The sequence below is a fragment of the Leifsonia sp. NPDC014704 genome (assembly GCF_043083605.1).
In the GTDB taxonomy this organism is placed as follows: Bacteria; Actinomycetota; Actinomycetes; order Actinomycetales; family Microbacteriaceae; genus Leifsonia.
Map to the genome: position 1 here is coordinate 1447347 of NZ_JBIBYW010000002.1, position 25518 is coordinate 1472864.

Annotated in this window: 23 protein-coding genes; 18 read left to right on the forward strand and 5 right to left on the reverse strand. The window is 69.5% G+C overall.

Annotated elements, in window-relative coordinates; translation table 11 throughout:
• The first annotated feature begins 6 nt into the window (after window positions 1-6).
• The 4 genes from tsaB (at window position 7) to ACF1AJ_RS18560 (ending at window position 2964) form a co-directional block, all read left to right on the forward strand.
• Window positions 7-627 carry a tRNA (adenosine(37)-N6)-threonylcarbamoyltransferase complex dimerization subunit type 1 TsaB gene (gene tsaB / locus ACF1AJ_RS18545; protein ID WP_391508660.1) on the forward strand — a complete coding sequence of 207 codons (621 nt, stop codon included), beginning with the start codon at window positions 7-9 and terminating at the stop codon, window positions 625-627.
• Entirely contained in the window at window positions 624-1124 is a 501-nt protein-coding gene (gene rimI, locus ACF1AJ_RS18550) for a ribosomal protein S18-alanine N-acetyltransferase (RefSeq protein WP_391508661.1), read from the forward strand. The genes tsaB and rimI overlap by 4 nt, the downstream gene beginning before the upstream one ends.
• Entirely contained in the window at window positions 1121-2224 is a 1104-nt protein-coding gene (gene tsaD / locus ACF1AJ_RS18555; RefSeq protein WP_391508662.1) for a tRNA (adenosine(37)-N6)-threonylcarbamoyltransferase complex transferase subunit TsaD, read from the forward strand. The genes rimI and tsaD overlap by 4 nt, the downstream gene beginning before the upstream one ends.
• Before the next feature lie 122 nt (window positions 2225-2346).
• Entirely contained in the window at window positions 2347-2964 is a 618-nt protein-coding gene (locus ACF1AJ_RS18560) for a DUF4190 domain-containing protein (protein WP_391508663.1), read from the forward strand.
• 32 nt (window positions 2965-2996) lie between these two features.
• On the opposite strand, the gene ACF1AJ_RS18565 is transcribed toward ACF1AJ_RS18560, so the two are convergent.
• A complete protein-coding gene (locus tag ACF1AJ_RS18565; RefSeq protein WP_391508664.1) occupies window positions 2997-4184 on the reverse strand; it encodes an SAM-dependent methyltransferase in 1188 nt (395 codons plus the stop codon).
• 155 nt (window positions 4185-4339) lie between these two features.
• Between ACF1AJ_RS18565 and groES the strand changes: the two genes are divergently transcribed.
• The 4 genes from groES to ACF1AJ_RS18585 all read left to right on the forward strand — a co-directional run bounded on the left by groES (window position 4340) and on the right by ACF1AJ_RS18585 (window position 9049).
• Entirely contained in the window at window positions 4340-4636 is a 297-nt protein-coding gene (gene groES, locus ACF1AJ_RS18570) for a co-chaperone GroES (RefSeq protein ID WP_018191921.1), read from the forward strand.
• A gap of 82 nt (window positions 4637-4718) precedes the next feature.
• A complete protein-coding gene (gene rarD, locus ACF1AJ_RS18575) occupies window positions 4719-5660 on the forward strand; it encodes an EamA family transporter RarD (protein ID WP_391508665.1) in 942 nt (313 codons plus the stop codon).
• Between the two features lie 97 nt (window positions 5661-5757).
• Window positions 5758-7260 (forward strand): IMP dehydrogenase, encoded by a 1503-nt coding sequence (gene guaB, locus ACF1AJ_RS18580; RefSeq protein WP_309860966.1) that lies wholly within the window; start codon window positions 5758-5760, stop codon window positions 7258-7260.
• Window positions 7261-7360: 100 nt separating this feature from the next.
• Window positions 7361-9049, forward strand: coding sequence for an ABC-F family ATP-binding cassette domain-containing protein (locus ACF1AJ_RS18585; RefSeq protein ID WP_391508666.1), 1689 nt, complete (start codon window positions 7361-7363; stop codon window positions 9047-9049).
• Here ACF1AJ_RS18585 and ACF1AJ_RS18590 read toward each other — a convergent pair.
• Complete coding sequence (locus ACF1AJ_RS18590; protein WP_391508667.1) at window positions 9033-10193, reverse strand: MalY/PatB family protein; 1161 nt, start codon at window positions 10191-10193, stop codon at window positions 9033-9035. The genes ACF1AJ_RS18585 and ACF1AJ_RS18590 overlap by 17 nt on opposite strands.
• A gap of 65 nt (window positions 10194-10258) precedes the next feature.
• On the opposite strand from ACF1AJ_RS18590, the gene ACF1AJ_RS18595 reads away from it, so the two are divergent.
• From ACF1AJ_RS18595 to guaA, 7 genes are all read left to right on the forward strand, one after another.
• A complete protein-coding gene (locus ACF1AJ_RS18595) occupies window positions 10259-11377 on the forward strand; it encodes a GuaB3 family IMP dehydrogenase-related protein (RefSeq protein WP_089908665.1) in 1119 nt (372 codons plus the stop codon).
• A 102-nt stretch (window positions 11378-11479) separates the two neighbouring features.
• Window positions 11480-13300, forward strand: coding sequence for a glycerol-3-phosphate dehydrogenase/oxidase (locus ACF1AJ_RS18600; RefSeq protein WP_391508790.1), 1821 nt, complete (start codon window positions 11480-11482; stop codon window positions 13298-13300).
• 133 nt (window positions 13301-13433) lie between these two features.
• Complete coding sequence (locus ACF1AJ_RS18605; protein WP_391508668.1) at window positions 13434-13967, forward strand: cation:proton antiporter regulatory subunit; 534 nt, start codon at window positions 13434-13436, stop codon at window positions 13965-13967.
• 6 nt (window positions 13968-13973) lie between these two features.
• A complete protein-coding gene (locus tag ACF1AJ_RS18610; RefSeq protein WP_391508669.1) occupies window positions 13974-15344 on the forward strand; it encodes a cation:proton antiporter in 1371 nt (456 codons plus the stop codon).
• 56 nt (window positions 15345-15400) lie between these two features.
• A complete protein-coding gene (locus tag ACF1AJ_RS18615) occupies window positions 15401-16228 on the forward strand; it encodes an SURF1 family protein (RefSeq protein ID WP_391508670.1) in 828 nt (275 codons plus the stop codon).
• 4 nt (window positions 16229-16232) lie between these two features.
• Complete coding sequence (locus ACF1AJ_RS18620; protein ID WP_018191911.1) at window positions 16233-16682, forward strand: DUF3817 domain-containing protein; 450 nt, start codon at window positions 16233-16235, stop codon at window positions 16680-16682.
• A 25-nt stretch (window positions 16683-16707) separates the two neighbouring features.
• The gene (gene guaA / locus ACF1AJ_RS18625) at window positions 16708-18321 is read left to right on the forward strand and encodes a glutamine-hydrolyzing GMP synthase (RefSeq protein ID WP_391508671.1); all 1614 of its coding nucleotides are present in this window, start codon (window positions 16708-16710) and stop codon (window positions 18319-18321) included.
• Window positions 18322-18388: 67 nt separating this feature from the next.
• Here guaA and ACF1AJ_RS18630 read toward each other — a convergent pair whose 3' ends face one another.
• Complete coding sequence (locus tag ACF1AJ_RS18630; protein ID WP_391508672.1) at window positions 18389-19180, reverse strand: Bax inhibitor-1/YccA family protein; 792 nt, start codon at window positions 19178-19180, stop codon at window positions 18389-18391.
• Window positions 19181-19220: 40 nt separating this feature from the next.
• Complete coding sequence (locus tag ACF1AJ_RS18635) at window positions 19221-19817, reverse strand: hypothetical protein (RefSeq protein ID WP_391508673.1); 597 nt, start codon at window positions 19815-19817, stop codon at window positions 19221-19223.
• An 85-nt stretch (window positions 19818-19902) separates the two neighbouring features.
• On the opposite strand from ACF1AJ_RS18635, the gene ACF1AJ_RS18640 reads away from it, so the two are divergent.
• The 3 genes from ACF1AJ_RS18640 to ACF1AJ_RS18650 are packed head-to-tail and all read left to right on the forward strand — an operon-like array spanning window position 19903 to window position 24637.
• Window positions 19903-20970 carry a glycerophosphodiester phosphodiesterase family protein gene (locus ACF1AJ_RS18640; RefSeq protein WP_391508674.1) on the forward strand — a complete coding sequence of 356 codons (1068 nt, stop codon included), beginning with the start codon at window positions 19903-19905 and terminating at the stop codon, window positions 20968-20970.
• A 50-nt stretch (window positions 20971-21020) separates the two neighbouring features.
• On the forward strand, window positions 21021-23576 hold the full coding sequence (locus ACF1AJ_RS18645; protein WP_391508675.1) for an ATP-dependent helicase: 2556 nt from the start codon (window positions 21021-21023) through the stop codon (window positions 23574-23576).
• Complete coding sequence (locus tag ACF1AJ_RS18650) at window positions 23573-24637, forward strand: FUSC family protein (protein ID WP_391508676.1); 1065 nt, start codon at window positions 23573-23575, stop codon at window positions 24635-24637. The genes ACF1AJ_RS18645 and ACF1AJ_RS18650 overlap by 4 nt, the downstream gene beginning before the upstream one ends.
• Here the strand turns inward: ACF1AJ_RS18650 and ACF1AJ_RS18655 are convergent.
• Window positions 24634-25491 carry an oxygenase MpaB family protein gene (locus ACF1AJ_RS18655; protein WP_391508677.1) on the reverse strand — a complete coding sequence of 286 codons (858 nt, stop codon included), beginning with the start codon at window positions 25489-25491 and terminating at the stop codon, window positions 24634-24636. The two genes, ACF1AJ_RS18650 and ACF1AJ_RS18655, sit on opposite strands and share 4 nt — an antisense overlap.
• Window positions 25492-25518 lie beyond the last annotated feature (27 nt).

Here is a 25518-nt window from a genome sequence, read left to right on the forward strand (position 1 = left end):
GGATGCATGCTGCTCGCCATCGACACGTCCGCCGGGACCAGCGTCGCCGTGGTCGACCGGGAGGGCGGGGTGCTCTCGGAGATCATCGAGACCGACACGATGCGTCACGCCGAGGTGATCGGCACGCTGATCGACGAGGCGCTGACCGTGGCCGGAATCGAGGTGCGCGCTCTGTCGGGCGTCGTCGCCGGGATGGGGCCGGGTCCATTCACGGGACTCCGGGTCGGCATCGCCGCGGCGAAGGCGTTCGCGATCGGCGCGGGGAAGCCGCTCGTCCCCGTCGTCAGTCATGACGCCGCCGCCTACGACCGCTACGCGTCCGGCCACGAGGGGCCGCTGCTGATCGTGACCGACGCCCGGCGCCGCGAACGCTACTGGACGGCCTACTCGGGCGTTGACGGCTTCGGTCTCCCGATCCGCCTCGACGGGCCGGGCCTCGCCCGGCCGGACGAGCTGCCGCATCCCGATGTCGCTCGAGTCGACGCCGACGTCGTCCCCGCCGGCCGCCTCGGCATGATCGCCGAGCTGCGCTACGCGAACCGCCTGCCCATGGACCCGGATGTCGCCCTCTACCTGCGCTCGCCGGACGTGACGCCGTCCGCCGGACCGAAGCGGGTGACGGCGTGACCGATCCGGCTCGCACCGTGCACCTGCTGCGCCGCGCCGAACCCGCCGACGTGCCGGCGATCATGGAGCTGGAGCGCAGCGTCTTCGAGAACGACGCCTGGTCGGAGCGCTCCATGCGCTCCGAGGTCGCCGGCGAGCACGGCTACTACCTCGTCGCCTTCGCGCCGGAGTCGCCCGATCGCCTCGCCGGGTATGCCGGACTCCTCGCGCCGCGCGGGGGAGGAGAGGGCGACATCCAGACCATCGCGGTCGCCCCGCACGCCCGCCGCCGTGGGCTGGGTCGTCAGCTCATGCTCGCCCTGATCACCGAGGCGCGGAATCGCGGCGCCCGCGAAGTCTTCCTCGAGGTGCGCGCCGACAACCCGGGCGCCCAGACCCTCTACCGCGACCTCGGTTTCGAGGAGATCGGCGTTCGCCCGAAGTACTACCAGCCGGACGGTGTGGATGCGATCGTCATGCGTCTCGCCGTCCCCAGCCCGGAGACCACCGTCGCATGACCAGTGCAGCATCCCCTCGCCTCGATCCGGTATCCGTCAAGGAGCCGCTCGTGCTCGGCATCGAGACGTCGTGCGACGAGACCGGTGTGGGCATCGTCCGCGGCACGACGCTGCTCGCCAACACGATCGCGTCGTCGATGGAGGAGCACGCCCGCTACGGCGGCGTCGTCCCGGAGGTCGCCGCCCGCGCACATCTGGAGGCGCTCGAGCCGACGCTGCGCACCGCGGTGGCGGACGCCGGGATCGAGGTGGCCGACGTCGACGCCATCGCGGTGACCAGCGGCCCTGGACTCTCGGGTGCGCTCATGGTCGGCGTCGGTGCGGCGAAGGCGCTCGCCGTCTCCCTCGGCAAGCCGCTGTACGCCGTCAACCACCTCGTCGGTCACGTCGGCGCCGACCTGCTCGACGCGCAGGGCGGCCCGGGGCATCCCGTCGAACTGCCGACGATCGCCCTGCTCGTCTCCGGCGGCCACACCTCCCTGCTGCTCGTCCGCGACCTCGTCTCGGACGTCGAGCTGCTCGGCGAGACCATCGACGACGCAGCCGGCGAGGCGTTCGACAAGGTCGCGCGCGTGCTCGGCCTGCCGTATCCCGGCGGCCCGCAGATCGACCGCGTCGCCGCGGACGGCGACCCGAAGGCGATCCGCTTCCCGCGCGGGCTGACCCGGCCGAAGGACCTGGAGAAGCACCGGTACGACTTCTCCTTCTCCGGGCTCAAGACCGCGGTCGCGCGCTGGGTCGAGCAGCGTCAGGACGCCGGTGAAGAGGTGCCGGTCGCCGATGTCGCGGCGTCGTTCCGGGAGGCGGTGGCGGACGTGCTGATCACGAAGGCGCTCGCCGCGTGCCGCGATCACGACGTGCCCCGGCTGCTGCTCGGCGGCGGTGTCGTGGCGAACGCCCGGGTGCGCCAGCTCGCCATCGCGCGGGCGGCCGAAGCCGGTGTCGCGCTGCGCATCCCGGCTCTTTCGCTGTGCACGGACAACGGCGCGATGATCGCGGCGCTGGGGGCGCAGCTGATCATGGCGGGTCACGGCCCGAGCGAGCTCACCTTCTCGGCGGACTCCACGCTCCCGGTGACGGAGATTCAGGTCACCGCCTGAGTGGTGCGTTGACACTCTCCCGGACCCCCTGCCACGATGGGTGTGATACAGCGTTCTCTCAGGAAATCCGTTTCCGCTGAGGCGCCGACCACCAGCTTCCCGCACCGAAGGAGATGGGTCTCATGACCGACCCGAACGCCCCCGTCGAACCGACGGACCCGAACTCGCAGAACGGATCGGTCCCGCCGCCGCCGCCCGCCCCGCCCGTGTCCGACACGGGGGCCGTGCCGCCGCCCGCGCCGGGCTACGGTCAGCAGCCGCCGGCACCCGACTACGGGCAGCAGCCGCCGGCTCCGGGATACGGCCAGCAGCCGCCCGCGCCGGGGTACGGTCAGCACCCGCCGGCCCCGGGTTACGGTCAGCAGTACCAGCAGCCCTACGGCCAGCAGCCGGGCCAGCCCGGTCAGCAGCCGTACGGCCAGCCGGCATACGGCCAGCCTGCTCCGGGCTACACCCAGCCGTACGGGCAGCCCGCGGCCAAGTCGCCGATCCTGAGCATCCTGTCGCTCGTCGGCGGCATCCTCGGCATCGTGCTCAACATCGCCTGGGGCATCGGCTTCCTGTTCGGCATCGCGGCGGTCGTGCTCGGCTTCATCGGCCGCAACAAGGAGCCGCAGGCCAAGGGCTTCTGGCTCACCGGCATCATCCTCGGCTTCGTGAGCATCGCGATCGCGATCATCTACTGGATCTTCCTCGCGATCATCTTCGCGAGCATCGCGAACTACCAGGGCACGTACTGATCAGAGCCCTGTGAAGCGGTTCGCCGACGGCCTCACAGCCGTTCGGCGAGCAGCGCCGTGTGCCGCCCGGCGACCCTGGTGAGGATCAGGGTCGCCGGGCGGTCGCCGTTGAGGCCCAGCCTGCGACGCAGTGCGGCGGGGTCCACATCCACTCCCCGCTTCTTGATCTCGAGGGTGCCGATGCCACGCTGACGGAGAGCTTTCTTGAGGTCCTTCTCGGCGTAGGGGAGCGTCTCGAGCACGCGGAAACCGGCGGCGAACGGCGTCCCCGCAGGCTGGTCGGCGGTGATGTAGGCGATCTGCTCCGAGAGCATCCTGCCTCCCAGCCTGCGTGCGAGGTCACCGATGAGACGCGCCCGGATGACCGCGCCATCCGGCTCGTACAGGTATTCTCCGAGCGGGCCGGTCTCCTCGTCGGGGCTGTCCGCGTCGGCCGTCAGCTCATCGGCCTGCTCGCCACGGAGCACCAGTGCTGCCCGGTGGATGCCCGGGCGGGCGAGCGCGCCGAACCAGAGCCCCAGCTCGACGACCTGCCCGTCGGCGGAGACCCACTGCGCCTCCGCAGTCGAGGGGATGAGGTCGCGGTCGAATCCCGGACCGAGCTTCAGGCCAACGGATCGGCCGGTGGCGAGCTCGTACGCGAAGCCGAGCGACGGCGTGTAGTCGTCGGGGTCGGCGAGGCGTTCCGTCTGGGTGTGCCCGGCGGTCCGCCGCGCCGGGTCGAGGAAGACGCCGTCGATCTCGCGCAGGTCGACGTCTTCGGCGCGCTGCTGCTCGACCCGAGCGCTGGGGAACGGTGCCAGGTTGAAGGAGGCGATGGCCGCGGTCACCTCGTCGGCCTCGATCGCCAGGACGTCGAGTTCGAGGGCGGCGAGGGCGAGCGCGTCGCCGCCGATGCCGCAGCCGAGGTCGGCGACGCGCCGGATGCCCGCAGCGCGGAAGCGGCCGGCGTGGCGCGCGGCGACGGGCAGGCGGGTGGCCTGCTCCAGTCCCGCCTCGGTGAAGAGCATCTGCGACGCGAAGTCGCCGAACTTCGCCACAGCCTTCCGGCGCAGCTTCGACTGCGTGAGGACGGCCGCGACCAGCGCGGGGGAGTGACCCTGCTTGCGGAGGTCGCTCACGATGGCGAGCACGTCCCGCTCGCTGTTGTACGGCGGCAGGGAGTCGAGCAGCCGCAGGCCCTCCGGGCTCAACAGGGCGACCAGCTCGGAGCGTTCCATGCGCTCCACGCTACCCTGGACCTACCGCCCCGCCCGGCCTGGCACTCACGTTGCGTGACTGCTAACCCACCCCCTAGACTCGTGTTAGCACTCTCAGTGCGAGTTTGCTAATCAGTCTTAGTAGAGACACTGTTCTTCATAGGAAAGGGGTCAACGTGTCGGTCTCCATCAAGCCGCTCGAGGATCGCATCGTCATCAAGCAGGTCGAGGCTGAGCAGACCACTGCTTCCGGTCTGGTCATCCCCGACACCGCCAAGGAGAAGCCGCAGGAGGGCGAGGTCGTCGCGGTCGGCCCGGGTCGCATCGACGACAACGGCAACCGCATCCCGCTCGACGTCGCTGTCGGCGACAAGGTCATCTACTCGAAGTACGGCGGCACCGAGGTCAAGTTCGGCGGCGAGGACTACCTCGTCCTGTCGGCCCGCGACGTGCTCGCCGTCGTCGTCCGCTGACGCACCCCCTCTTCTCGACGGCCCGGATGCTCTGAGCATCCGGGCCGTCGTGGTGTCTGCGGTCGGAGGTAGAGTCGGACGAGTGGCATCCTCCGACGAACTCAGCTCCCACCGCACATCCGGACTCGTCTACGCGGTTTCCGCGTACGTCCTGTGGGGCATCCTCCCGATCTACTTCCTGGCGCTCGCGCCCGCTTCCGCCTGGGAGATCGTCGGCTGGCGCGTGATCTTCTCGCTCGGGTTCTGCGCGATCGCCCTCACCGTGACGCGCTCGTGGCGCACGTTCGCCGCGCTGCTCACCGACAAGCGCGTCCTCTTCACGATGGGTCTCGCGGGCGCCCTTATCTACGTCAACTGGCAGACCTACGTGCTGGCGACGGTGAACGGGCACGTCGTGGAGGCGGCGCTCGGCTACTTCATCAACCCGATCGTCACGGTGTTCCTCGGCGTGGTCGTCCAGCGCGAGAAGCTGCGCATCGCCCAGTGGGTCGCCGTCGGCGTGAGCGTGGTCGCCGTGATCGTCCTCGCGGTCGGTTACGGCTCCATGCCGTGGATCGCCCTCATCCTCGCGTTCTCGTTCGGCCTGTACGGGCTCATCAAGAAGCGCGTCGGCAACCGAGTGGATGCGCTCTCCGGCCTCACTCTCGAGACGATGTGGCTGACACCGGTGGCCGTCATCCAGCTCATCGTCGTGGGTGTCACCGCCGGGCTCACGATCGGTACCGCGGGCGTGTGGCACACCGTCCTGCTCGTCGGAGCCGGCGTCATCACGGCCGTGCCGCTGCTGTTCTTCGCCGCGGCATCGCGACGCCTCCCGCTCGTGTACATGGGCTTCATCCAGTACTTCGCCCCGTTCATCCAGTTCATCGTCGGTGTCGCCGTGCTGCACGAGGCGATGCCTCCGGAGCGCTGGGTCGGCTTCGCGATCGTCTGGCTCGCGCTGCTCATCCTGAGCATCGACATGATCGTCGCCGCACGGCAGGGGAAGCGGGCGGCGGAGCTCGACCTGGCCTCGGTGGACTGACCGCGAACAGGCCGGAATATCCGTCCAGATTCTGCCGTTACCATTGAGCATCCACAGTCGCGCGTCCTCACACGGGATGCATCTTTGAAGGGGTGAGATGGATCAGGCGGATCCGTTCGGTTTCATCGGTTTGACCTACGACGACGTCATGCTCCTCCCCGGGCATACCGACGTCATCCCCAGTGAGGCGGACACTTCCACCCGTCTGACCAAGCGCATCTCGATGGCGACTCCGCTGCTGTCGAGCGCGATGGACACCGTCACCGAGTCGCGCATGGCCGTCGCCATGGCGCGCCAGGGCGGCATCGGCATCATCCACCGCAACCTCTCGATCGAGGACCAGGCGGCGCACGTCGACAAGGTCAAGCGCTCCGAGTCGGGCATGATCACCAACCCGGTGACCACGACTCCGGACGCGACCGTCGAAGAGGTCGACGCTCTGTGCGGCCAGTTCCGCGTCAGCGGTCTCCCCGTCGTCGAGCCGGACGGCACCCTCGTCGGCATCATCACCAACCGCGACATGCGCTTCGTGTCGCCGTTCGAGCGGTCGACCACCAAGGTCCGCGACGTCATGACGCGTCAGCCGCTCATCACGGCGCCGATCGGCATCGACCCCGACGCGGCCGTCGCCATCTTCGCCGAGCACAAGATCGAGAAGCTCCCCCTCGTGGACGCGGACGGCAAGCTCGGCGGCCTCATCACGGTGAAGGACTTCGACAAGAGCGAGAAGTACCCCGACGCCACGAAGGACGACGAGGGCCGCCTCCGCGTCGGCGCCGCGATCGGCTTCTTCGGCGACGCCTGGGAGCGCGCGATGACCCTGGTCGACGCGGGCGTCGACGTGATCGTCGTCGACACCGCCAACGGCGACAGCGCGGGCGTGCTCGACATCATCCGCCGTCTCAAGGCCGAGCCCCGCGCGTCGCACGTCGACGTCATCGGCGGCAACGTCGCCACCCGCTCGGGCGCCCAGGCGCTCATCGATGCGGGCGCCGACGCCATCAAGGTCGGTGTCGGCCCGGGCTCCATCTGCACCACGCGCGTCGTCGCGGGTGTCGGCGTGCCCCAGGTCACCGCGGTCTACGAGGCGTCGCTCGCGGCGCGCGAGGCCAACGTCCCGCTCATCGCCGACGGCGGTCTGCAGTACTCGGGCGACATCGCGAAGGCCCTCGTCGCCGGAGCGGACAGCGTCATGCTCGGATCGCTGCTGGCCGGGACCTCGGAGTCACCGGGCGAACTCGTGTTCGTCAACGGCAAGCAGTTCAAGAACTACCGCGGGATGGGATCGCTCGGCGCCCTGCAGACGCGCGGCAAGAAGACCTCCTACTCGCGTGACCGCTACTTCCAGGCGGATGTGCCGAGCGACGAGCAGCTGATCGCCGAGGGCATCGAGGGTCAGGTGCCCTTCCGCGGCCCGCTGTCCGCCGTCGCCTATCAGCTCGTCGGCGGACTGCGGCAGTCGATGTTCTACGTGGGCGCCCGCACCATCCCGGAGCTCAAGCAGAACGGCAAGTTCGTGCGCATCACCGCAGCGGGGCTCAAGGAGTCGCACCCGCACGACGTGCAGATGGTCGTGGAGGCTCCGAACTACCGCCGCTGACACGCAGCTTCAGGTCTGAGAAACCGCCGCCCGTTCCCTCGGGCGGCGGTTTCGTTTACTCTGGAAGGCTTTGCCCGCCCTCCCAGATCAGGATCACTCCATGAGCCATATCGACGTCTCCGGCGTCTCTTACACGCTCGCCGACGGCCGCCCGCTGCTCGACGACGTCTCGTTCCGGGTCGGGGACGGGCGCGTCGGCGCCCTGATCGGGGCGAACGGCGCGGGCAAGTCGACGCTGCTGCGCATCATCCGGGGTGAGCTCCGGCCGGATGCGGGAGGCGTCGTCATCGACGGCGGCCTCGGGGTGATGGACCAGTTCGTCGGACACGTCCGCGACGACCGGACGGTCCGCGACCTGCTGGTGGGAGTGGCGCCGAAGGCGGTGAAGGCGGCGGCCGAAGCCCTGGAGGCGGCCGAGAACGCCATCATCGAGCGCGACGAGACCGACACGCAGCTGCGGTACGCGAACGCGCTCGCCGAGTACGCCGACGCCGGCGGATACGAGCAGGAGGTCGTCTGGGACCAGTGTACGGTCGCCGCGCTCGGCATCCCCTTCGAGCGCGCTCGGTATCGGTCCGTCCGCACGCTGTCGGGCGGAGAGCAGAAGCGGTTGGTGCTGGAGGCGCTGCTGCGCGGTCCGGAACAGGTGCTGCTTCTGGACGAGCCGGACAACTACCTCGACGTGCCGGCCAAGCGCTGGCTGGAGGAGCAGCTCCGGGCGACGCAGAAGACCGTGCTGGTCGTCTCGCACGACCGTGAGCTGCTCGCCAACGCGGCCGACCGCATCATCACGCTGGAGCTCGGTGCCGCCGGCAACACGACCTGGACGCACGGCGGCGGCTTCGCCGGCTACCACGATGCCCGGCGCGAGCGCATGGAGCGGCTCGAGGAGCTCCGCCGCCGGTGGGACGAGGAGCACGCGAAGCTGAAGGCGCTCGTGCTGCGCTTCAAGGAGAAGGCGAAGTACAACAGCGACCTCGCCAGCGCCTACCAGGCCGCGCAGACCCGCCTCGCCCGCTTCGAGACGGCCGGTCCGCCGCAGGCGGTGCCGCGCGAGCAGAACGTGCGGATGCGCTTGACCGGCGCACGCACCGGCCGCCGCGTGCTCGAATGCACAGACCTCGAACTGACCGGGCTGATGCGGCCCTTCGACGCCGAGGTCTGGTTCGGTGAGCGCGTCGCGGTGCTCGGCTCGAACGGGTCCGGGAAATCGCACTTCCTCCGGCTGCTGGCGGCCGGAGGAACGGATCCGGACCCGTCCGCCGGGCACCTCGCCGCGGCAGAGAACGCCGGCGCCGCTGTCCCGCACACGGGCAACGCCAAACTCGGTGCCCGCGTCGCTCCCGGCCTGTTCGCGCAAGCTCACGAGCATCCCGAGTTGGTCGGGCGGACGCTGCTGGAGATCCTGCACCGCGGAGACGATCGCCGCGACGGGATGCCTCGGGAGGCCGCCAGCCGGGTCCTCGATCGCTATGGCCTCGCCGGTGCCGCCGAGCAGACGTTCGAATCGCTCTCGGGCGGCCAGCAGGCGCGGCTGCAGATCCTGCTGCTCGAACTCTCCGGTGCGACGCTGCTGCTGCTCGACGAGCCGACCGACAACCTCGACCTGGTCTCGGCCGAGGCGCTCGAGGAGGGCCTCGCCGGCTTCGAGGGCACGGTGGTCGCGGTCACGCACGACCGCTGGTTCGCTCGCGGGTTCGACCGGTTCCTGGTGTTCGGTTCCGACGGCGCGGTGTACGAGACCGACGAGCCGGTGTGGGACGAGCGCCGGGTCAGCCGCGCGCGCTGAGTTCCGCGATCCGGTCGATGGCCTCGGTGAGGACCTCCGGAGAGCACGCCAGGTTGAGCCGGATGAATCCGGCGCCGGGCGCACCGAACTCGACGCCAGGGTTGACCGCGACGCGGGCCTCCTCGAGGATGCGCCCGGCCGGGTCGTCACCCCAGCCGAGCGCGCGCAGGTCGATCCAGGCGAGGTAGCTGGCGAGCGGCTCGCGGTAGCGAGCGCGCGGCAGGCGGTCGGTGAGCAGGACGGACAGCAGCTCGCGGTTGGCCTCGATGGCCCGCAGCACGTCGTTGAGCCAGGGGCCGCCATCCCGGTAGGCCGCCTCGGTGGCGATCCGGCCGAAGTGGCTGGTGCGCACCTCCACCTCGATGGGCAGAGCGTGGATGCGCTCCGCCTGCTCCGGGGATGCCGTCACGAACAGCGCGCACTTGAGCCCGGCCAGGTTCCACGCCTTGCTGGCGGCATGCGCGGCCACGCCGATCCGCCGCGCCTCGTCCGACACGGAGAGGAACGGCGTGAACGTTGCATCGGAGTGCGTGAGCGGAGCGTGCACCTCGTCGCTGACGACGGACACGCCGTGGCGCGCCGCCAGCGCGGCGACCGCCTCCAACTCGGCGCGCGGGTGGACGAGGCCGAGCGGATTGTGCGGGTTGCACAGCAGGAACGCCTTCGCTCCTCCCGCGAACGCGCGCTCGAGGCCGGCGAGATCGAGCGCCCAGCCGCGCCCATCGGTCCCGCCCTCGAGCAGCGGCACCTCCTCGACGACACCTCCGGCCTCGGGGATCAGCTCGAAGAAGGGGGGATACACCGGCGGGGTGATGACCACCCGGTCGCCCGGCTCGATCAGCATCCGCAGCGCCTCCACGATGACCACGCTCACGTCGGTGGTGGTCCGGGTCTGCGCGGGGTCGACCTCCCAGCCCCATCGAGCGCGCGCGAAGTCGGCGAACGCTCGCTGCGTGCGGTCGTCCGGCCCGATGTACCCGGTGTCGCTGCGGTCGACGGCCGCATGCAGCGCCTGGGCGATCGGCGGGGCGAGTGGATAGTCCATCTCGGCGACGAACAGCGGGAGGACGTCGTCGGGGTACGCGCGCCACTTTTCGCTGGTGCGCTGGCGGAGACGGTTGAGGGGTTCGGCTTCGACGGTCACGAGACCACCTTTCCACAGGCCCCCGACGCCGAACAGGCGCGCGGCCTAGACTGAAGCGCGTGAGTATGGAGATCGAGATCGGCCGCGCCAAGCGCGCCCGCCGTGTGTACGCCTTCGACGACGTCGCCGTGGTTCCCAGCCGGCGCACCCGCGACCCGGAGGACGTCTCGGTCTCGTGGACCATCGACGCCTACCAGTTCTCCATCCCCTTCATCGCGGCCCCGATGGACTCGGTGGTCTCGCCGACCACGGCCATCATGATGGGCCAGCTCGGCGGTCTCGGCGTGCTCGACCTCGAGGGCCTCTGGACCCGCTACGAAGACCCGGAGCCGCTGCTCGCCGAGATCCGCGAGCTGCCTGCCGAGCGCGCGACGAGCCGGATGCAGGAGATCTACTCCGAGCCGATCAAGCCCGAGCTCGTCACGCGTCGCCTCGCCGAGATCCGCGAGGGTGGAGTGACCGTCGCCGGCGCCCTCTCGCCGCAGCGCACGCAGGAGCTGTACGAGACGGTCGTCGACGCGGGCGTCGACCTGTTCGTGATCCGCGGGACCACGGTCTCGGCCGAGCACGTGTCGAAGAACGTCGAGCCGCTCAACCTCAAGAAGTTCATCTACGAGCTGGATGTGCCGGTCATCGTGGGTGGTGCCGCCACCTACACCGCGGCGCTGCACCTGATGCGCACCGGCGCGGCCGGAGTGCTCGTCGGCTTCGGCGGCGGGGCCGCGTCGACCACGCGATCCACCCTCGGCATCCACGCGCCCATGGCGACCGCCGTGGCAGATGTCGCCGGCGCCCGCCGCGACTACATGGACGAGTCGGGCGGCCGCTACGTGCACGTCATCGCCGACGGCGGCCTCGGCAGCTCGGGTGACATCGTCAAGGCCATCGCCTGCGGCGCCGACGCCGTCATGCTCGGCACCACGCTCGCCCGCGCCACCGATGCGCCCGGCGGCGGATGGCACTGGGGCGCCGAGGCGCACCACTCGCAGCTGCCGCGCGGCAATCGCGTCGCCGTCGGTCAGGTCGCGCCGCTCGAGGAGGTCCTCTACGGGCCGGCTCCGGTGGCCGAGGGCTCTGCGAATCTCGTGGGAGCCTTGCGCCGAAGCATGGCCACGACGGGATACTCGGACGTGAAGGAGTTCCAGCGCGTCGAGGTCGTCGTCGCGCCGTACCGTACGCAGTAGAGCAGCGCCGGCCGAAGGCGGCCGGAGAGGGAGGAAACGATGGTGAAGTCCCAATCTGCCCCAGGCGGCGACAGGCACGCGACGCCCGCGTCGAACCCGGCCGTGACATACCCGTCGCGGCTCGGTCCGGCGGAGCGCGCCGCGGCGATTGCGGCGCTCAAAGACACGGAGCTCGACATCCTCGTCGTCGGCGGCGGCATCGTCGGCGCCGGATCGGCGGTGGATGCGGCGACCCGCGGTCTGACCACCGGTCTGGTGGAGGCGCGCGACTTCGCCTCCGGCACCTCCAGCCGCTCCTCCAAGCTGGTCCACGGCGGCATCCGGTACCTCGAACAGCTCGACTTCCGGCTGGTCCGCGAGGCGCTCATCGAGCGCGGGCTGCTGCTGCAGCGCATCGCTCCGCACCTCGTGAAGCCCGTGCGCTTCCTGTACCCGTTGCACAAGCGGGTGTGGGAGCGGTTCTACATCGGCGCCGGCATGATGCTGTACGACATCTTCTCGTACAGCGGCGGGCGGCCTCCCGGGGTCCCGCACCACCGTCACCTCAGCAAGCGGCAGGTGTTGAACGCCATCCCGTCGATGAACAAGGACGCCCTGATCGGCGGCATCACGTACTACGACGCGCAGGTCGACGACGCCCGCTACGTCGCCAACCTGGTGCGCACGGCCGCGCACTACGGCGCCCACGTCGCCTCCCGCGTGCGGGTGGAAGGCTTCATCAAGGTCGGCGAGCGGGTGGTCGGCGTGCGCGCCCACGACCTCGAGACCGACGAGCGGTTCGACATCCGCGCCAAGCAGGTCGTCAATGCGACCGGCGTGTGGACGGACGACACGCAGTCGATGGTGGGGGAGCGCGGCCAGTTCAAAGTGCGCGCGTCCAAGGGCATCCACCTGGTGGTGCCGCGGGACCGCTTCCAGTCGAAGATGGGCCTGCTGCTGCGCACCGAGAAGAGCGTGCTCTTCGTCATCCCGTGGGGCCGTCACTGGCTCATCGGCACGACGGACACCGACTGGCACCTCGACAAGGCGCACCCGGCGGCGACCGCGGCCGACATCGACTACCTGCTGGCCCACGTGAACGAGATCCTCAACATCCCGTTGACCCGAGAGGATGTCGAGGGTGTCTACGCGGGCCTCCGGCCCCTCCTCGCCGGCGAGTCCGAGCAGACGTCGAAGCTGTCGCGTGAGCACCTGGTCGCCCACTCGGTACCGGGCCTCGTCGTCATCGCGGGCGGCAAGTGGACGACGTACCGGGTCATGGCGAAGGATGCGGTTGATGCCGCCGTCAGCGCGATCGACGGCAAGACTCCGCCCTCGACGACGATGGACATCGCCCTGGTCGGAGCGGAGGGTTACCAGGCCGCGTGGAACCGCCGCCACCGGATCGCCCAGGAGTCCGGCCTCCACGTCGCCCGCATCGAGCACCTGCTGAACCGCTACGGAACGTTCGCGGAGGACATCCTCGCGCTCATCCGAGAGGACCCGTCGCTGGCCGACCCGCTGCCCGGAGCGGACGACTACGTCGGCGCCGAGGTCGTCTACGCGGCGACGCACGAGGGCGCCCTCCACCTGGAGGATGTGCTCGCCCGCCGCACCCGCATCTCGATCGAGGCCTGGGACCGCGGGGTCTCCGCCGCCCCGGTCGCGGCGTCGCTGATGGCGCGGGTGCTCGGCTGGGATTCGGAGCGGGAGGAGCGCGAGGTGCGCACGTACCTGCGGCGGGTCGAGGCCGAGCGCGCCAGCCAGCTGCAGCCCGACGACGAGTCCGCAGACCGCATCCGACTCGAAGCGCCCGACATCGTGGAGGCCGACGCCGCGGCGGCGAAGGTCGCGTCGAAGGCCGGCACGCCGACGAGCGCCGACCAGGCGCCGAAGGACGTCGAGGGCGCCGGTGCGGAGGACGCGCCGAGGACGGACGGGTAGCCGGCGACAGCGCACGCTGAGAAGCACCGCAGAAGGCCCTCCCGGAGCTCGCTCGCCGGGAGGGCCTTCGCACGCCTCCGGTAGGCTGGAGGCATACCCCCCTTATGCCGGCCGGCCCGGCGGATGGAGACGGATGATGGTAGACGTTCGACGGGTGAAGCTGCCCGGGGTCGGGGTGCTTCACACCTTCGTGACCGACGATGGCGGCAAAGTCGGCGTCATCGCGCACCGTTCCGGCCACAGCGACCTGATCACGTTCTCGGACCACGAAGACGGCAGCGACGTCACCAAGGTGTCGCTCCGGCTCAACGAGGATGAGGCCCACACACTCGCGGAGCTGCTCGGCGGCACGCAGATCACCGAGGCTCTGACCGCGCTCGACCAGATCCCCGGTCTCAGCATCGACTGGTTCACCGTCGACTATGACGACTACATCGCCGGCCAGCAGCTCGGCCAGCCGGGCGACCGCGGCTTCGTCGGCCTCACCGTCGTCGCCGTGGTGCGCGGGGACTCCGCCAACCCGGCGCCCGCTCCCGACTTCAAGGTGTTCCCCGGGGACACGTTGGTGGTCGCCGGCACGCCGGAGAAGGTCGCGAAGGCGTTCTCGTTCTTCCGCACCGGCGAGGTCGCCCACCGTGTCACCGCCGACGCTCCGCCCGGAGGCTGATCGACGATGCATCTCGGCGAAGAACTCATCGTTCTCGGCATCCTCCTGCTCGTCGCGTACGTGCTCGGGCGCCTCGGCAGGTTGGTGAGTCTCCCCGCGATCCCCATCTACATGCTGGTCGGGTTGCTGGCCAGCCCGCACACCGGCTGGTTCCCGCTCAACTTCGAGAGCGACTACATCGAGCTCATCGCGATCTTCGGGCTCATTCTGCTGTTGTTCAACCTGGGTCTGGAGTTCGACCAGGACGAGTTCTTCGGCAACTTCGGCAAGCTGATCGTCTCCGGCGGCTCGTACATCGTCATCAACATGGGCGTCGGCCTGATCTTCGGATTCATGGTCGGGTGGGGCACCCGCGAGGCGCTCATCATCGCCGGGATGACGGCCACGTCGTCGTCGGCGATCGTCACCAAATTGCTCATCGAACTGCGGCGGCTGGCGAACACCGAGACGCCGATGATCCTCGGCGTCACGGTCGTCGAGGACATCTTCATCGCCATCTACCTGGCGATCGTCTCCGTGGTGCTCAGCGGCGAGACCGACTTCTGGCCCGTGGTCGGCAAGCTCGCCATCGCGTTCGCCTTCCTCGTCGTGATGTTCACGATCGCGCGGTGGGGAGGCCGGTTCGTGTCGCGGCTGTTCCGCACGAAGGACGACGAGCTCTTCACCATCCTCTTCTTCGGCTTCGCTGTGCTGTTCGCCGGCATCGGCGAGCTGCTCGGCGTGACCGACGCGATCGGCGCCTTCCTCATCGGCCTGGTGCTCGGCGCGACGAAGTACCGCAGGAAGATCGAGCAGATCGCCATCCCGCTGCGGGATGTGTTCGCGGCCTTCTTCTTCCTCAACTTCGGGCTCGCGCTCGACCCGGCGAAGTTCCCGTCCGTGCTGCTGCCGGTCGGGATCGCGGTCCTCATGACGATCGTGCTCAACATCGGGGCGGGCCAGTTCGTCGCCTGGATCAACGGGATGGGCGTGCAGGCGGGCATCAACACCACGGTCATCCTCCAGAACCGCGGCGAGTTCGCCCTCATCCTCGCCACGCTGTCCCTGGCCGCCGGACTGGATGAGCGCATTCAGCCGTTCGCCGGTCTCTACGTGCTCGTCATGGCGATCATCGGGCCGATCCTCGCAGCGAACTCCGAGAAGATCGGTGCGATGATCCTACGGTCCGGACCGTCACGCCGACGGGATCGGAAGAAGACGAAGAAGCGCGAGCCGATGCTGGACGAGGAGATCGCCCTGGTCGAGGCCGCGACCGCCGACCTCGACTCCGACGCGCGCCGCGAGACGACGAGCGTCGACGAGACGCAGCGGGCCGTCGACAGGATGGTCGAGCGGGCCATGCAGGACGACATCAGCAGCGAACGGGAACGGGACTGACCATCGAGACGACCACGGGGGCCGAGCCGATCGCCGGCGAGACGACCCTCTTCCAGATGATGCGTCGCCCGCGATGGATCGGCGCGCTGGTATTCGCGCTGCTCCTCGCCGCCGGGTTCGCCTGGCTCGGCCAGTGGCAGCTCGAGCGTGCGGTCGAGTCGGGCAAGGCCGTCGAGGCTCCGAGCGAGACCGTGCTCCCGCTCGCAGACGTCGCCGGACCGTCATCGCCCCTGCACGATGTGGCCGTCGGGCAACTGGTCGAGTTCACCGGGACGTTCGTGCCCGAGGACTACCAGCTGCTTCACGACCGGCTCAATCAGGGGCGCAGCGGCTGGTGGGTCGTCGGTCACGTGAACCTGGAGCGCGACGGCCGGCCCGTCGCGCTCGCCGTTGCACGTGGGTGGGCTCCGGACAAGGCGTCCGCGCAGGCGGCGGTCGAGCGGCTGTCGCGGCAGGCGGACACGGATCCGCAGCGCATCGTGGGCCGCATCCTGCCCGACGAGCAGCCCGAGGTGCCGACCGACAAGAAGGATCCGACGGCGATGCGCACGCTCGGCGTCGGCGCCCTCTACAACCTGTGGACCGGCGTCGACGGCATGCCCGTCTACGCGGCCTACGTCGTCGAGCGCGGGGCGCCGGCCGGGCTGGTGCAAATCTACTCGCCCCCGCCGATCGCCCAGACCGAGCTGAACTGGCTGAACATCTTCTACGCGGCCGAGTGGATCATCTTCGCCGGGTTCGCGGTCTTCCTCTGGTATCGCCTGGTGAAGGACGCGAAGCAGCGGGAGGACGAGCTGCGCGAGGAGCAGCTGCTCGAACGTGAGAAGCGTGAGAAGCAGGATGCGATGGCCGGGAAGAACCCCCAGTCCGAGCCTTTAGAATAGGCCCATGCCCCTCGCTCCCAAGCTCGAAGACTTCCCGAAGATCCGCGGGGCGCTCCGGTTCTACCAGGTGTTCGCGTACGTCACGGGCATCATGCTGCTGCTCCTGTGCGCCGAGATGGTCGTCAAGTACGGGCTCGGCTACGAGCTGTTTGCATTCAGCAACTACGGCGCGCTGACCTTCGTCCCCGTCGAGACCGCCGTCGCTCCGACCGGCGTCGACCTGAGCACGGGCATCCTGATCGCACACGGCTGGCTGTACGTCGTGTACCTCATCTCCGACTTCCGCCTGTGGAGCCTGATGCGCTGGCCGTTCACGAAGTTCGTGATGATCGCCCTCGGTGGCGTCGTCCCGTTCCTCTCCTTCTTCGTGGAGGCGCGCATCACCAAGCAGGTGAAGTCCTACCTGGCCGGCCGTGAGGCCGAGGCAGCCGACCTCGTGGAGGCGACACATTAGCGGCGAGACAAGGAGCCCTGACCCGATGAGCACGGATGCGGCGTTCACCGATCTTCTGGGCGGAGCCGACTCCGCCAACCCGTCCGGGCCCGTCCTGGTTGTCGACTTCGGCGCGCAGTACGCGCAGCTGATCGCCCGGCGCGTGCGCGAGGCGAATGTGTACTCGGAGATCGTGCCGCACACGGTGACCGCGTCCGAGGTGGCCGCCAAGCGCCCCTCCGGGATCGTCCTCTCCGGCGGACCGTCCTCGGTGTACGAGGAGGGCGCACCGCGGCTCGACGAGGCGATCCTCGACCTCGGCGTCCCCGTCCTCGGCATCTGCTACGGCTTCCAGGTCATGGCGACCGCGCTCGGCGGCGAGGTCGCGAAGACCGGCCAGCGCGAGTACGGCTCGACCGCCGTGCGGATCAGTGACTCCGGCATCCTGCTCGACGGCCAGCCCGAGGAGCAGACGGCGTGGATGAGTCACGGTGATTCGGTCGCCCGCGCGCCCGAGGGCTTCGACGTCCTCGCCTCGACCGACGGAACGCCCGTCGCCGCCTTCGCGAACGACGAGCGGAAGCTGTACGGCGTTCAGTGGCATCCCGAGGTGAAGCACTCCGCCTACGGGCAGGCCGTGCTCGAAAACTTCCTTCACCGGGCGGCCGGCATCCCCGCGGACTGGAACAGTGGCAACGTGATCGCCGACCAGGTGGCGGCCATCCGTGCCCAGGTCGGTTCGGGCCGCGTGATCTGCGCGCTCTCCGGCGGGGTCGACTCCGCCGTCGCCGCTGCGCTGGTCCACGAGGCCGTCGGCGACCAGCTGGTCTGCGTGTTCGTCGACCACGGCCTTCTCCGCAAGGATGAGGCGCGCCAGGTCGAAGAGGACTACGTCAAGGCGACCGGCGTCCGGCTCGTCACTGTCAACGCGCAGAAGCAGTTCCTCGACGCGCTCTCCGGTGTCAGCGACCCGGAGACGAAGCGCAAGATCATCGGCCGCGAGTTCATCCGCGTCTTCGAGAAGGCCCAGGCCGACCTGATCGCCGAGGCGGCGAGCGAGGGCGACCCGATCCGCTTCCTCGTCCAGGGCACGCTGTACCCGGACGTGGTGGAGTCGGGCGGCGGTACGGGCACGGCCAACATCAAGAGCCACCACAACGTCGGCGGCCTGCCGGAGGACCTCCAGTTCGAGCTGGTCGAGCCCCTGCGCACGCTGTTCAAGGACGAGGTGCGCGCTATCGGGCGCGAGCTCGGCCTGCCGGAGGAGATCGTCTCGCGTCAGCCGTTCCCCGGGCCGGGCCTCGGCATCCGCATCGTCGGAGAGGTCACGCAGGAGCGTCTCGACCTGCTACGCGACGCCGACGCCATCGTGCGTGGGGAGCTGACCACAGCGGGTCTCGACGCCGAGATCTGGCAGTGCCCGGTCGTGCTGCTCGCGGACGTGCGCTCGGTCGGTGTGCAGGGCGACGGCCGGACCTACGGTCACCCGATCGTGCTCCGCCCGGTCTCAAGCGAGGACGCCATGACGGCCGACTGGACCCGCCTGCCCTACGACCTGCTGGCGAAGATCTCGAACCGCATCACCAACGAGGTGGATGGGGTGAACCGCGTCGTGCTCGACGTCACGTCGAAGCCGCCGGGGACCATCGAGTGGGAGTGATCCCGCACTGACGACGAAGGCCCGGGATGTGGTTCAGCATCCCGGGCCTTCGTCGTGAAACGTGGGGTCAGTCGCGCGAGATCGCCAGCATGCGGAGGATCTCGAGGTACAGCCAGATGACCGTGACCATGACGCCGAAGGCACCCGACCAGCCGTAGATGCGCGGGGCGCGGTTGGCGACACCCTGCTTGATCGCGTCGAAGTCGAGCACCAGCGAGTAGGCGCCGAGGAGGACGACCAGGAGGCCGATGATCAGGCCCAGCTTGATGCCGGTGTTGCCGAGCTCGACGCTGTTCAGCCCGAAGCTGCCCCCGGTCACGCCCGTCCACATGAGGACCAGGTTGACCAGCGAGTAGGCGAGGTAGCCGAACATCGCGATGAGGAAGATCTTCGTCGCCTTCGCCGAGGCGCGGATCTTGCCCGACGCGAAGAGCGCCAGGGTGACGCCCACGACGGCGAAGGTCGCGATGACCGCCTGGATGACGATGCCCGACCACTGCGACTCGAAGAACATCGAGATGGCGCCGAGGAAGATACCCTGTGCTGCCGAATAGCCGAGGATCAGCCCGGGCGAGGGCTTGCGCTTGAAGATGTTGACGAGCGCCAGCACGAAGCCGACGATCGCGGCGGGGATGGCGAGAACAGGGACGAACCAGCCGACGCCGGCGCCCGCGAGCAGGAGGACGAAGCAGATCGCCGTCTTCGTGATGGTGTCTTCGACCGTCATCCGGTCGGTGTCCGCGGCCGTCGCCGACGGCGACTGGTACATCTGCTCCAGGTTCTCGGCGGAGACGGTCGCGGCCTGACCGTTGGTGGAGAACGCCGGGTTCGTAGAGAAGGCCGGGTTGTTGAGTGCCATGAGCTCCTCGTTCTATGGGTGGACCGGTTAACGGTCGTCTTCAGTCAAATCTACGGGGTTCTTTTCTGAGAGTTCTGACAGATTGCCATGAATCGAATCGGATGGCGATCCATTTCGCCAGCCAGGCGGCCCCGACGATGACCGTCGTGCTCGTGGCGATGGTGATCCAGCCGTGCTCGTAGTCGTGCACGAACAGGGGGAGGAGGGCGCTCCAGGCGGCGGGGAGGAGGAGGACGGCGAACGACGGGAGCGGGCGGAGACGGACGAGCAGCCAGGCGGCGAGGACGACCGCGTAGCACCAGGCGAAGCCGGAGCCGCCGAGCATGAGCCAGGTGAACCCGAGGACGGGCAGCGGGACGGCGACGCGCCGGCCGATCGTCGAGGGGAGCACGGCCCAGCCGGCCGGCTGCATGAGCGATCCGATGAGGAGGAACGCAAGGCTGTACGTCGTGGTCCCGAGCACGCACGCGGTTCCGACGACGAGCATCGCGAGTCCGGCGATCAGCCGTGGGCGGTAGCCGCCCCAGCGGAGCGGGAGGAGGGACGCGGGCTCCCTCCAGCCCGCGCCGGCGAGCGCGGCGGCGTCGGGCCCCGCGGGGTCGCGGGGCGAAGGGGCCGTGCTCGGATCGGCGGACACCCGTCGATTCTGGCACTCCTGGCGCGTCGACAACCCGGTATTCCGGTCCCGCGGGCGCGCGCGTACCCCGGGCTAGGATCGGGCCATGCGCGCGCGAACGGCTCCCGTGGTCATCGGTCACCGCGGGGCTCCGGGGTATCGGCCGGAACATACGCAGGGCTCGTATGAGCTGGCGTTCCAGCTGGGTGCCGACGCCGTCGAGCCTGACATCGTGGCAACGAAGGACGGCGTGCTCGTCCTTCGCCACGAGAACGAGATCTCCGGAACGACCGATATCGCCGAGCGGGCAGAGTTCGCCGATCGCCGGACGACCAAGGAGGTCGACGGGATCGCCGTGACCGGGTGGTTCACGGAGGACTTCACCTGGGACGAGCTGTCCACCGTGCGGGCCCGGGAGCGCATCCCGGCTCTGCGGCAGCACAGCTCGACGTTCGACGGGCACTATCCGCTGTTGCGTCTGAGCGACCTGCTCGAACTGATCGACCGCGCGGGGGAGGGATCGTCGCGGCCGCCCGGCTTGGTGGCCGAGCTGAAGCACGCGACGTATTTCGAGGCCGCGGGGTATCCGCTTGACGAGCTCCTGCTGCGCGATCTCGCGGAGGCGGGCTGGACGGATCGCGCCGGCGTGGTGGTCGAGAGCTTCGAGCACACCGTGCTGGCGAAGCTGCACGAGCGCGGATTCCGGGGCCGGCGCGTGTATCTGCTGGAGGATGCGGGCGCGCCCGCGGATCGCGTCGCGGCACTCGGGTCGTCGGCGCCCGGGTACGACACCGACCTGAGCCTCCGCGGTCTGTATGCGCTGGGCTCTGCGGCGCCGTCGGCCGCGGACCGGGTCGACGGCATCAGCGTCGAGACCTCGCTCGTGCTGTCCTCCGGCTCGGTGTCGATGGCGCTGTTCGGGGAGGACGACGCCGCAGATGTCGGCGCGGTCACCTCCGACTTGGTCGATCTCGCGCACTCAGCGGGCCTTGCGGTGTTCTGCTGGACTCTGCGCCCGGAGAACGGGACGCTTCCCGCCGAGTTCCGGAGCGGTGACGCCGAGGGGGCCTGGGGGGATTGGCGGCGCTACTTCTCGATCCTGCTGCACTCCGGCGTGGACGGCGTGTTCGCGGACCACCCCGACCTGGCGGTGGCCGTGCGCGACGGTCGCTGACCGCGCTCGCGGCCGAATGACGGTGGCAGCGACTAAAATCGACTGCAGACATGACGAGCCTTCCCGACGCCCCGCAGACCACCCCTTCCTCCGTCCCGATCATCCTGGACGGGTGGCAGGGCGACGGCACCGACGTCGACGCGACCCCGGGCTCCGGCCGGGGCACGGGCGGCGGGCGGGGCTCGCGCGGAACGGGAGGCCCGGGTGGTTCCGGCCACTGGCGCGGGCCGAGCGAGCGCCTGTTCGAAGGGCTGAACCCGCAGCAGCGCGAAGCGGCCGAGTACCGTGGGCAGGCGCTGCTCATCGTGGCAGGTGCAGGCTCCGGCAAGACCAGCGTCCTGACCCGGCGCATCGCCGGGCTGATCGAGAGCCGCGAGGCGTGGCCGAGCGAGATCCTGGCCATCACCTTCACCAACAAGGCGGCCAACGAGATGCGCGAGCGCGTCGAGCAGCTGCTCGGCGGTAAGGCGCAGGGAATGTGGATCTCGACGTTCCACTCGGCCTGCGTGCGCATCCTCCGGCGCGAGGCCGAGACGATCGGCAAGACGCCGAGCTTCACCATCTACGACTCGGGCGACTCCCGCGCACTGCTGAAGCGCATCATCAAGGAGCTCGACGCCGACACTCTCGGATTCACCGTCGGCAGCGCGGCGAACCGCATCTCGAAGCTCAAGAACGAGCTCACCGATCTGGAGACCCACGCGCGCTCGGCCAACCTGAGCGACCCGCAAGAGGTCATGTTCCTCGAGATCTTCCGCCAGTACACGCGGGAGCTCCGACGCGCCAACGCCTTCGACTTCGACGATCTCATCGCCGAGACGGTGTTCCTCTTCCGCGCCTTCCCGCGGGTGGCTGCGCTGTACCAGAGCCGGTTCCGGCACATCCTGGTCGACGAGTACCAGGACACCAACCACGCGCAGTACTCGCTGATCCGCGAACTCACCATGCCGGTCGCTCCGGACATCGCCGACGACCTGGAGGCACACGGCCGCAATGTCGGCCCGCTGCGCGACGCTGCGGGCGTCATCCCGAGCGCCTCGCTCACCGTCGTGGGCGACTCGGACCAGTCGATCTACGCGTTCCGCGGCGCCGACATCCGCAACATCGTCGAGTTCGAGCGCGACTTCCCGGGCGCGAAGGTGGTGCTGCTGGAGCAGAACTACCGTTCGACGCAGAACATCCTGAGCGCTGCCAACGCCGTGATCTCCAACAACTTCGATCGCAAGGACAAGAAGCTGTGGACCGCCGTCGGCGACGGCGAGAAGATCGTCGGCTACACCGGGTACTCGGGCCACGACGAGGCCCAGTTCGTGGCCGACGAGATCGAGAAGCTGCACAGCGCCGGGATGGACTACAAGGACATCGCCGTCTTCTACCGCACCAACGCCCAGACCCGTGCGCTGGAGGAGATCTTCATCCGCTCGGCCCTGCCGTACAAGGTGATGGGCGGCACGAAGTTCTACGAGCGGGCCGAGATCAAGGACGCCATGGCGTATCTGATCACGGTCGCGAACCCGAGCGACATGCTGGCGCTCCGCCGCATCCTGAACACGCCCAAGCGAGGCATCGGACCGGCGACGGAGACCCAGCTGGCGAGCTACGCGGAGGACAACGGACTGACGTTCCGCGCGGCCATGCGCGACGCGGGCTCGCTGGGTCTCGGCCCCAAGGTGACGAACGCGATCCTGCAGCTGTCGAACCTGCTGGACGAGGCGGCGGCGAAGATCGACCCGTCGAACCCGGCCGGAGTCTCGCCGGTCGCCGACATCCTGACCTTCCTCCTGGACGGCAGCGGCTACCTCGAGGTGCTGCGCAACAGCCGCGACCCGCAGGACGAGGCGCGAGCGGAGAACGTGGACGAGCTCGTCGCCGTGACCCGCGAGTTCGCGCGCAACAACCCGGACGGGACGCTGGTCGACTTCCTCACCGAGGTATCGCTGGTAGCGGCCGCGGATGAGATCGACGACTCCAGCGGCTCGGTGTCGCTGATGACGCTGCACACGGCGAAGGGCTTGGAGTACGACGCCGTGTTCCTCACCGGAATCGAGGAGGACCTCCTGCCGCACCGGATGTCGGCGAACGAGCCCGGCGGCCCGGCGGAGGAGCGCCGCCTGTTCTACGTGGGCATCACGCGTGCGAAAAAGCGCCTGTTTCTGTCGCTGGCGATGACGCGCGCGCAGTTCGGCGAGACCGCGGTCGCGATGCCGAGTCGTTACCTGCAAGAGATCCCCGCCGATCTGATCGATTGGCGCCAGTCGCCGGGTTCGGCGAACGGCCGCGGCGGCACGCAGTCCCGTGCGCTCAACGCACGGCGCCCGGGGCTGGGCGCCGGTTCCGGCGGGACCGGGTGGAACGACCCGCTCTCGTCGTCGACGTTCCGCCAGGAGCGCCCGAAGGCGGAGTGGCCGAACCGCGTCACGGGCAAGGTCCGCGACAACGGCGACCTCGAGCTGTCGCCCGGCGATCGCATCCGCCATTCCGACTTCGGCGAGGGCCGGGTCACGCAGGTGACCGGGCAGGGCGCGAAGCGCGTCGCGCATGTCCAGTTCGACAAGGTGGGCGCGAAGAAGCTCCTCATCAAGATCGCCCCGATCGACAAGCTGTGACGGCGGCTGCCCCCGCAGAACGGAAGGGCGGAACTCCGCGCAACCTCGAAGTCGGTCTGCGTGCGGCCGTCGCAGTCGCGGTGCCGCTGTTCCTGCTCTTCGCGGCCGGTCGGCTCGATCTGACCGCGTACGCCGCCTTCGGTGCGTTCACCGCGCTGTACGGGAGGAACGAGCCGTACCGGGTGCGGGTGCGGACCCTGACCGTCGCGGCTGTCGCGCTGCTCGTGAGCATTTCCGCCGGCGTCGGTCTCGCCGTGCTCGGTGAACCACTCGCGCTCGTGGCCGTTGCGCTGGTGCTGGTCGTCGGCGGCGGAACCCTCTTCGTCACGGTCTTCCAGATGATGCCGCCGCAGGCGCTGTTCTTCGTCTTCGCCCTGCTGGTCTGCGCCGCCGTACCGACTCCGGCGGCGGACGCGCTCCCGCGCATCGGTCTTGCGGTCGCGGCGGCGGCGTTCGCGTGGCTGCTGACCATGTCCGGCTGGGCGGTGCGTCGCATCCCGGGCGTCGCGCGCAGTGCCTTGGGGCGCTCCGGATTCGTGCCCGAGCTGCGTCGGCGGCCTGGCATCGACACAGCCGCCGTCAGGGATGCCCGGGTCTGGCTCACGGTGGCCCAGAACGTCGTCGGCGTGCTGATCGCCGGAGGTGTCGCCCTCGCGTTCGGGCTCGGTCATGCCTACTGGGCCGTGGTGAGCGTCGTGGCCGTGATCCCGCCGGCGCGGGCGGCGCACTCCATTTCGCGTTCCCTGCACCGGATCGTGGGGACGATCGTGGGAGTCGGGGTGACGGCCCTGTTGCTTGTCTGGTCGCCTCCGGCCGTCGCGATCATCTGCGTGATCGTGGTGTGCCAGTTCTTCGCCGAGATCCTGGTCGCCCGGCACTACGGCGCCGCCCTCGTCTTCATCACGCCGCTGGCCCTGTCGGTCTCGCACCTGGCGAGTCCGACTCCCCTGAACGTGCTGGTCGTTGACCGCGTCCTCGAGACGGTCCTCGGCGCGGGCGTGGGCATCGCGCTGGTGCTGCTCGCCCGCGCCGTCGAGCGCCGACGGGGTCTCGACGCCTAGCGCTGCGCGGTCGGCTTCGTCGCGCCACGATCCTCGGGGCCGGCTGCACCCGGTGCGAGGACCGCCCGCCGGAGCTTCGCCCGATAGCGCTCCCGCGGCACGTGGCGGAGCCGGAGCGGAAGCCGAGGGTAGACCGACGCGGTCCATCGCATCGCCCGCTCGAACCGGAGCTGCCGCCTCTCGTCCCACGGGAGCCCGAACTGTTGTCTCACCGATTCGGGAAGGAGACCGGCTGTTACAAGCCGCACCAGGGGCAGGGTCGGGCGGAGCCACCACGGCACGCGACGTGGATGCAGGATCTGCCGTGACACCGCCCGTACGTCGTCGTTCACCCCGAGCAATAGGAGCATCCGCTCCCAGTAGGCGTCGAAGTCCGCGCGCCGGGCCGGCCATCGGTCGCGGGTGAGCTGCAGGTTGGAGAGAGCCCCCGAGAGGTCCTCGTACGCGCTGTCCGCTTGTGCGGGGGTGAGCGGACCGAACACTCGCCGATGCAGATCCATCACCGTCTGATAGAGGGTAGCGGCCACCCAGAGCTGGAGCTCCGGATCGAAGGCGTTGTAGGCCGAACCGTCCGCGGCGATCGTCCCGCGGACGGGCGCATGCGCGCGGTTCACGATTCTCCGCATGGCCGCGAGCTCTGCCTCCGAGCCGAACATGGTCGCCGTGAGATAGACCATCGTGCCGTCGAACCGGTCCATGAGCCGCTCGGCGAAGTCGCTGTGCTCGACGACGCCCTGGCCGACCGAGGGATGCGCGATCTGCAACAGAAGCGCACGGCCTCCGCCTGCCAAGGTCAGCGCCTCGGAGACGATGTCCTCGACCTCGACGGGACGGTTGCGGGGATTTCTGCGCACCCGGACATCCTGTCGTCGGCTCCTGCG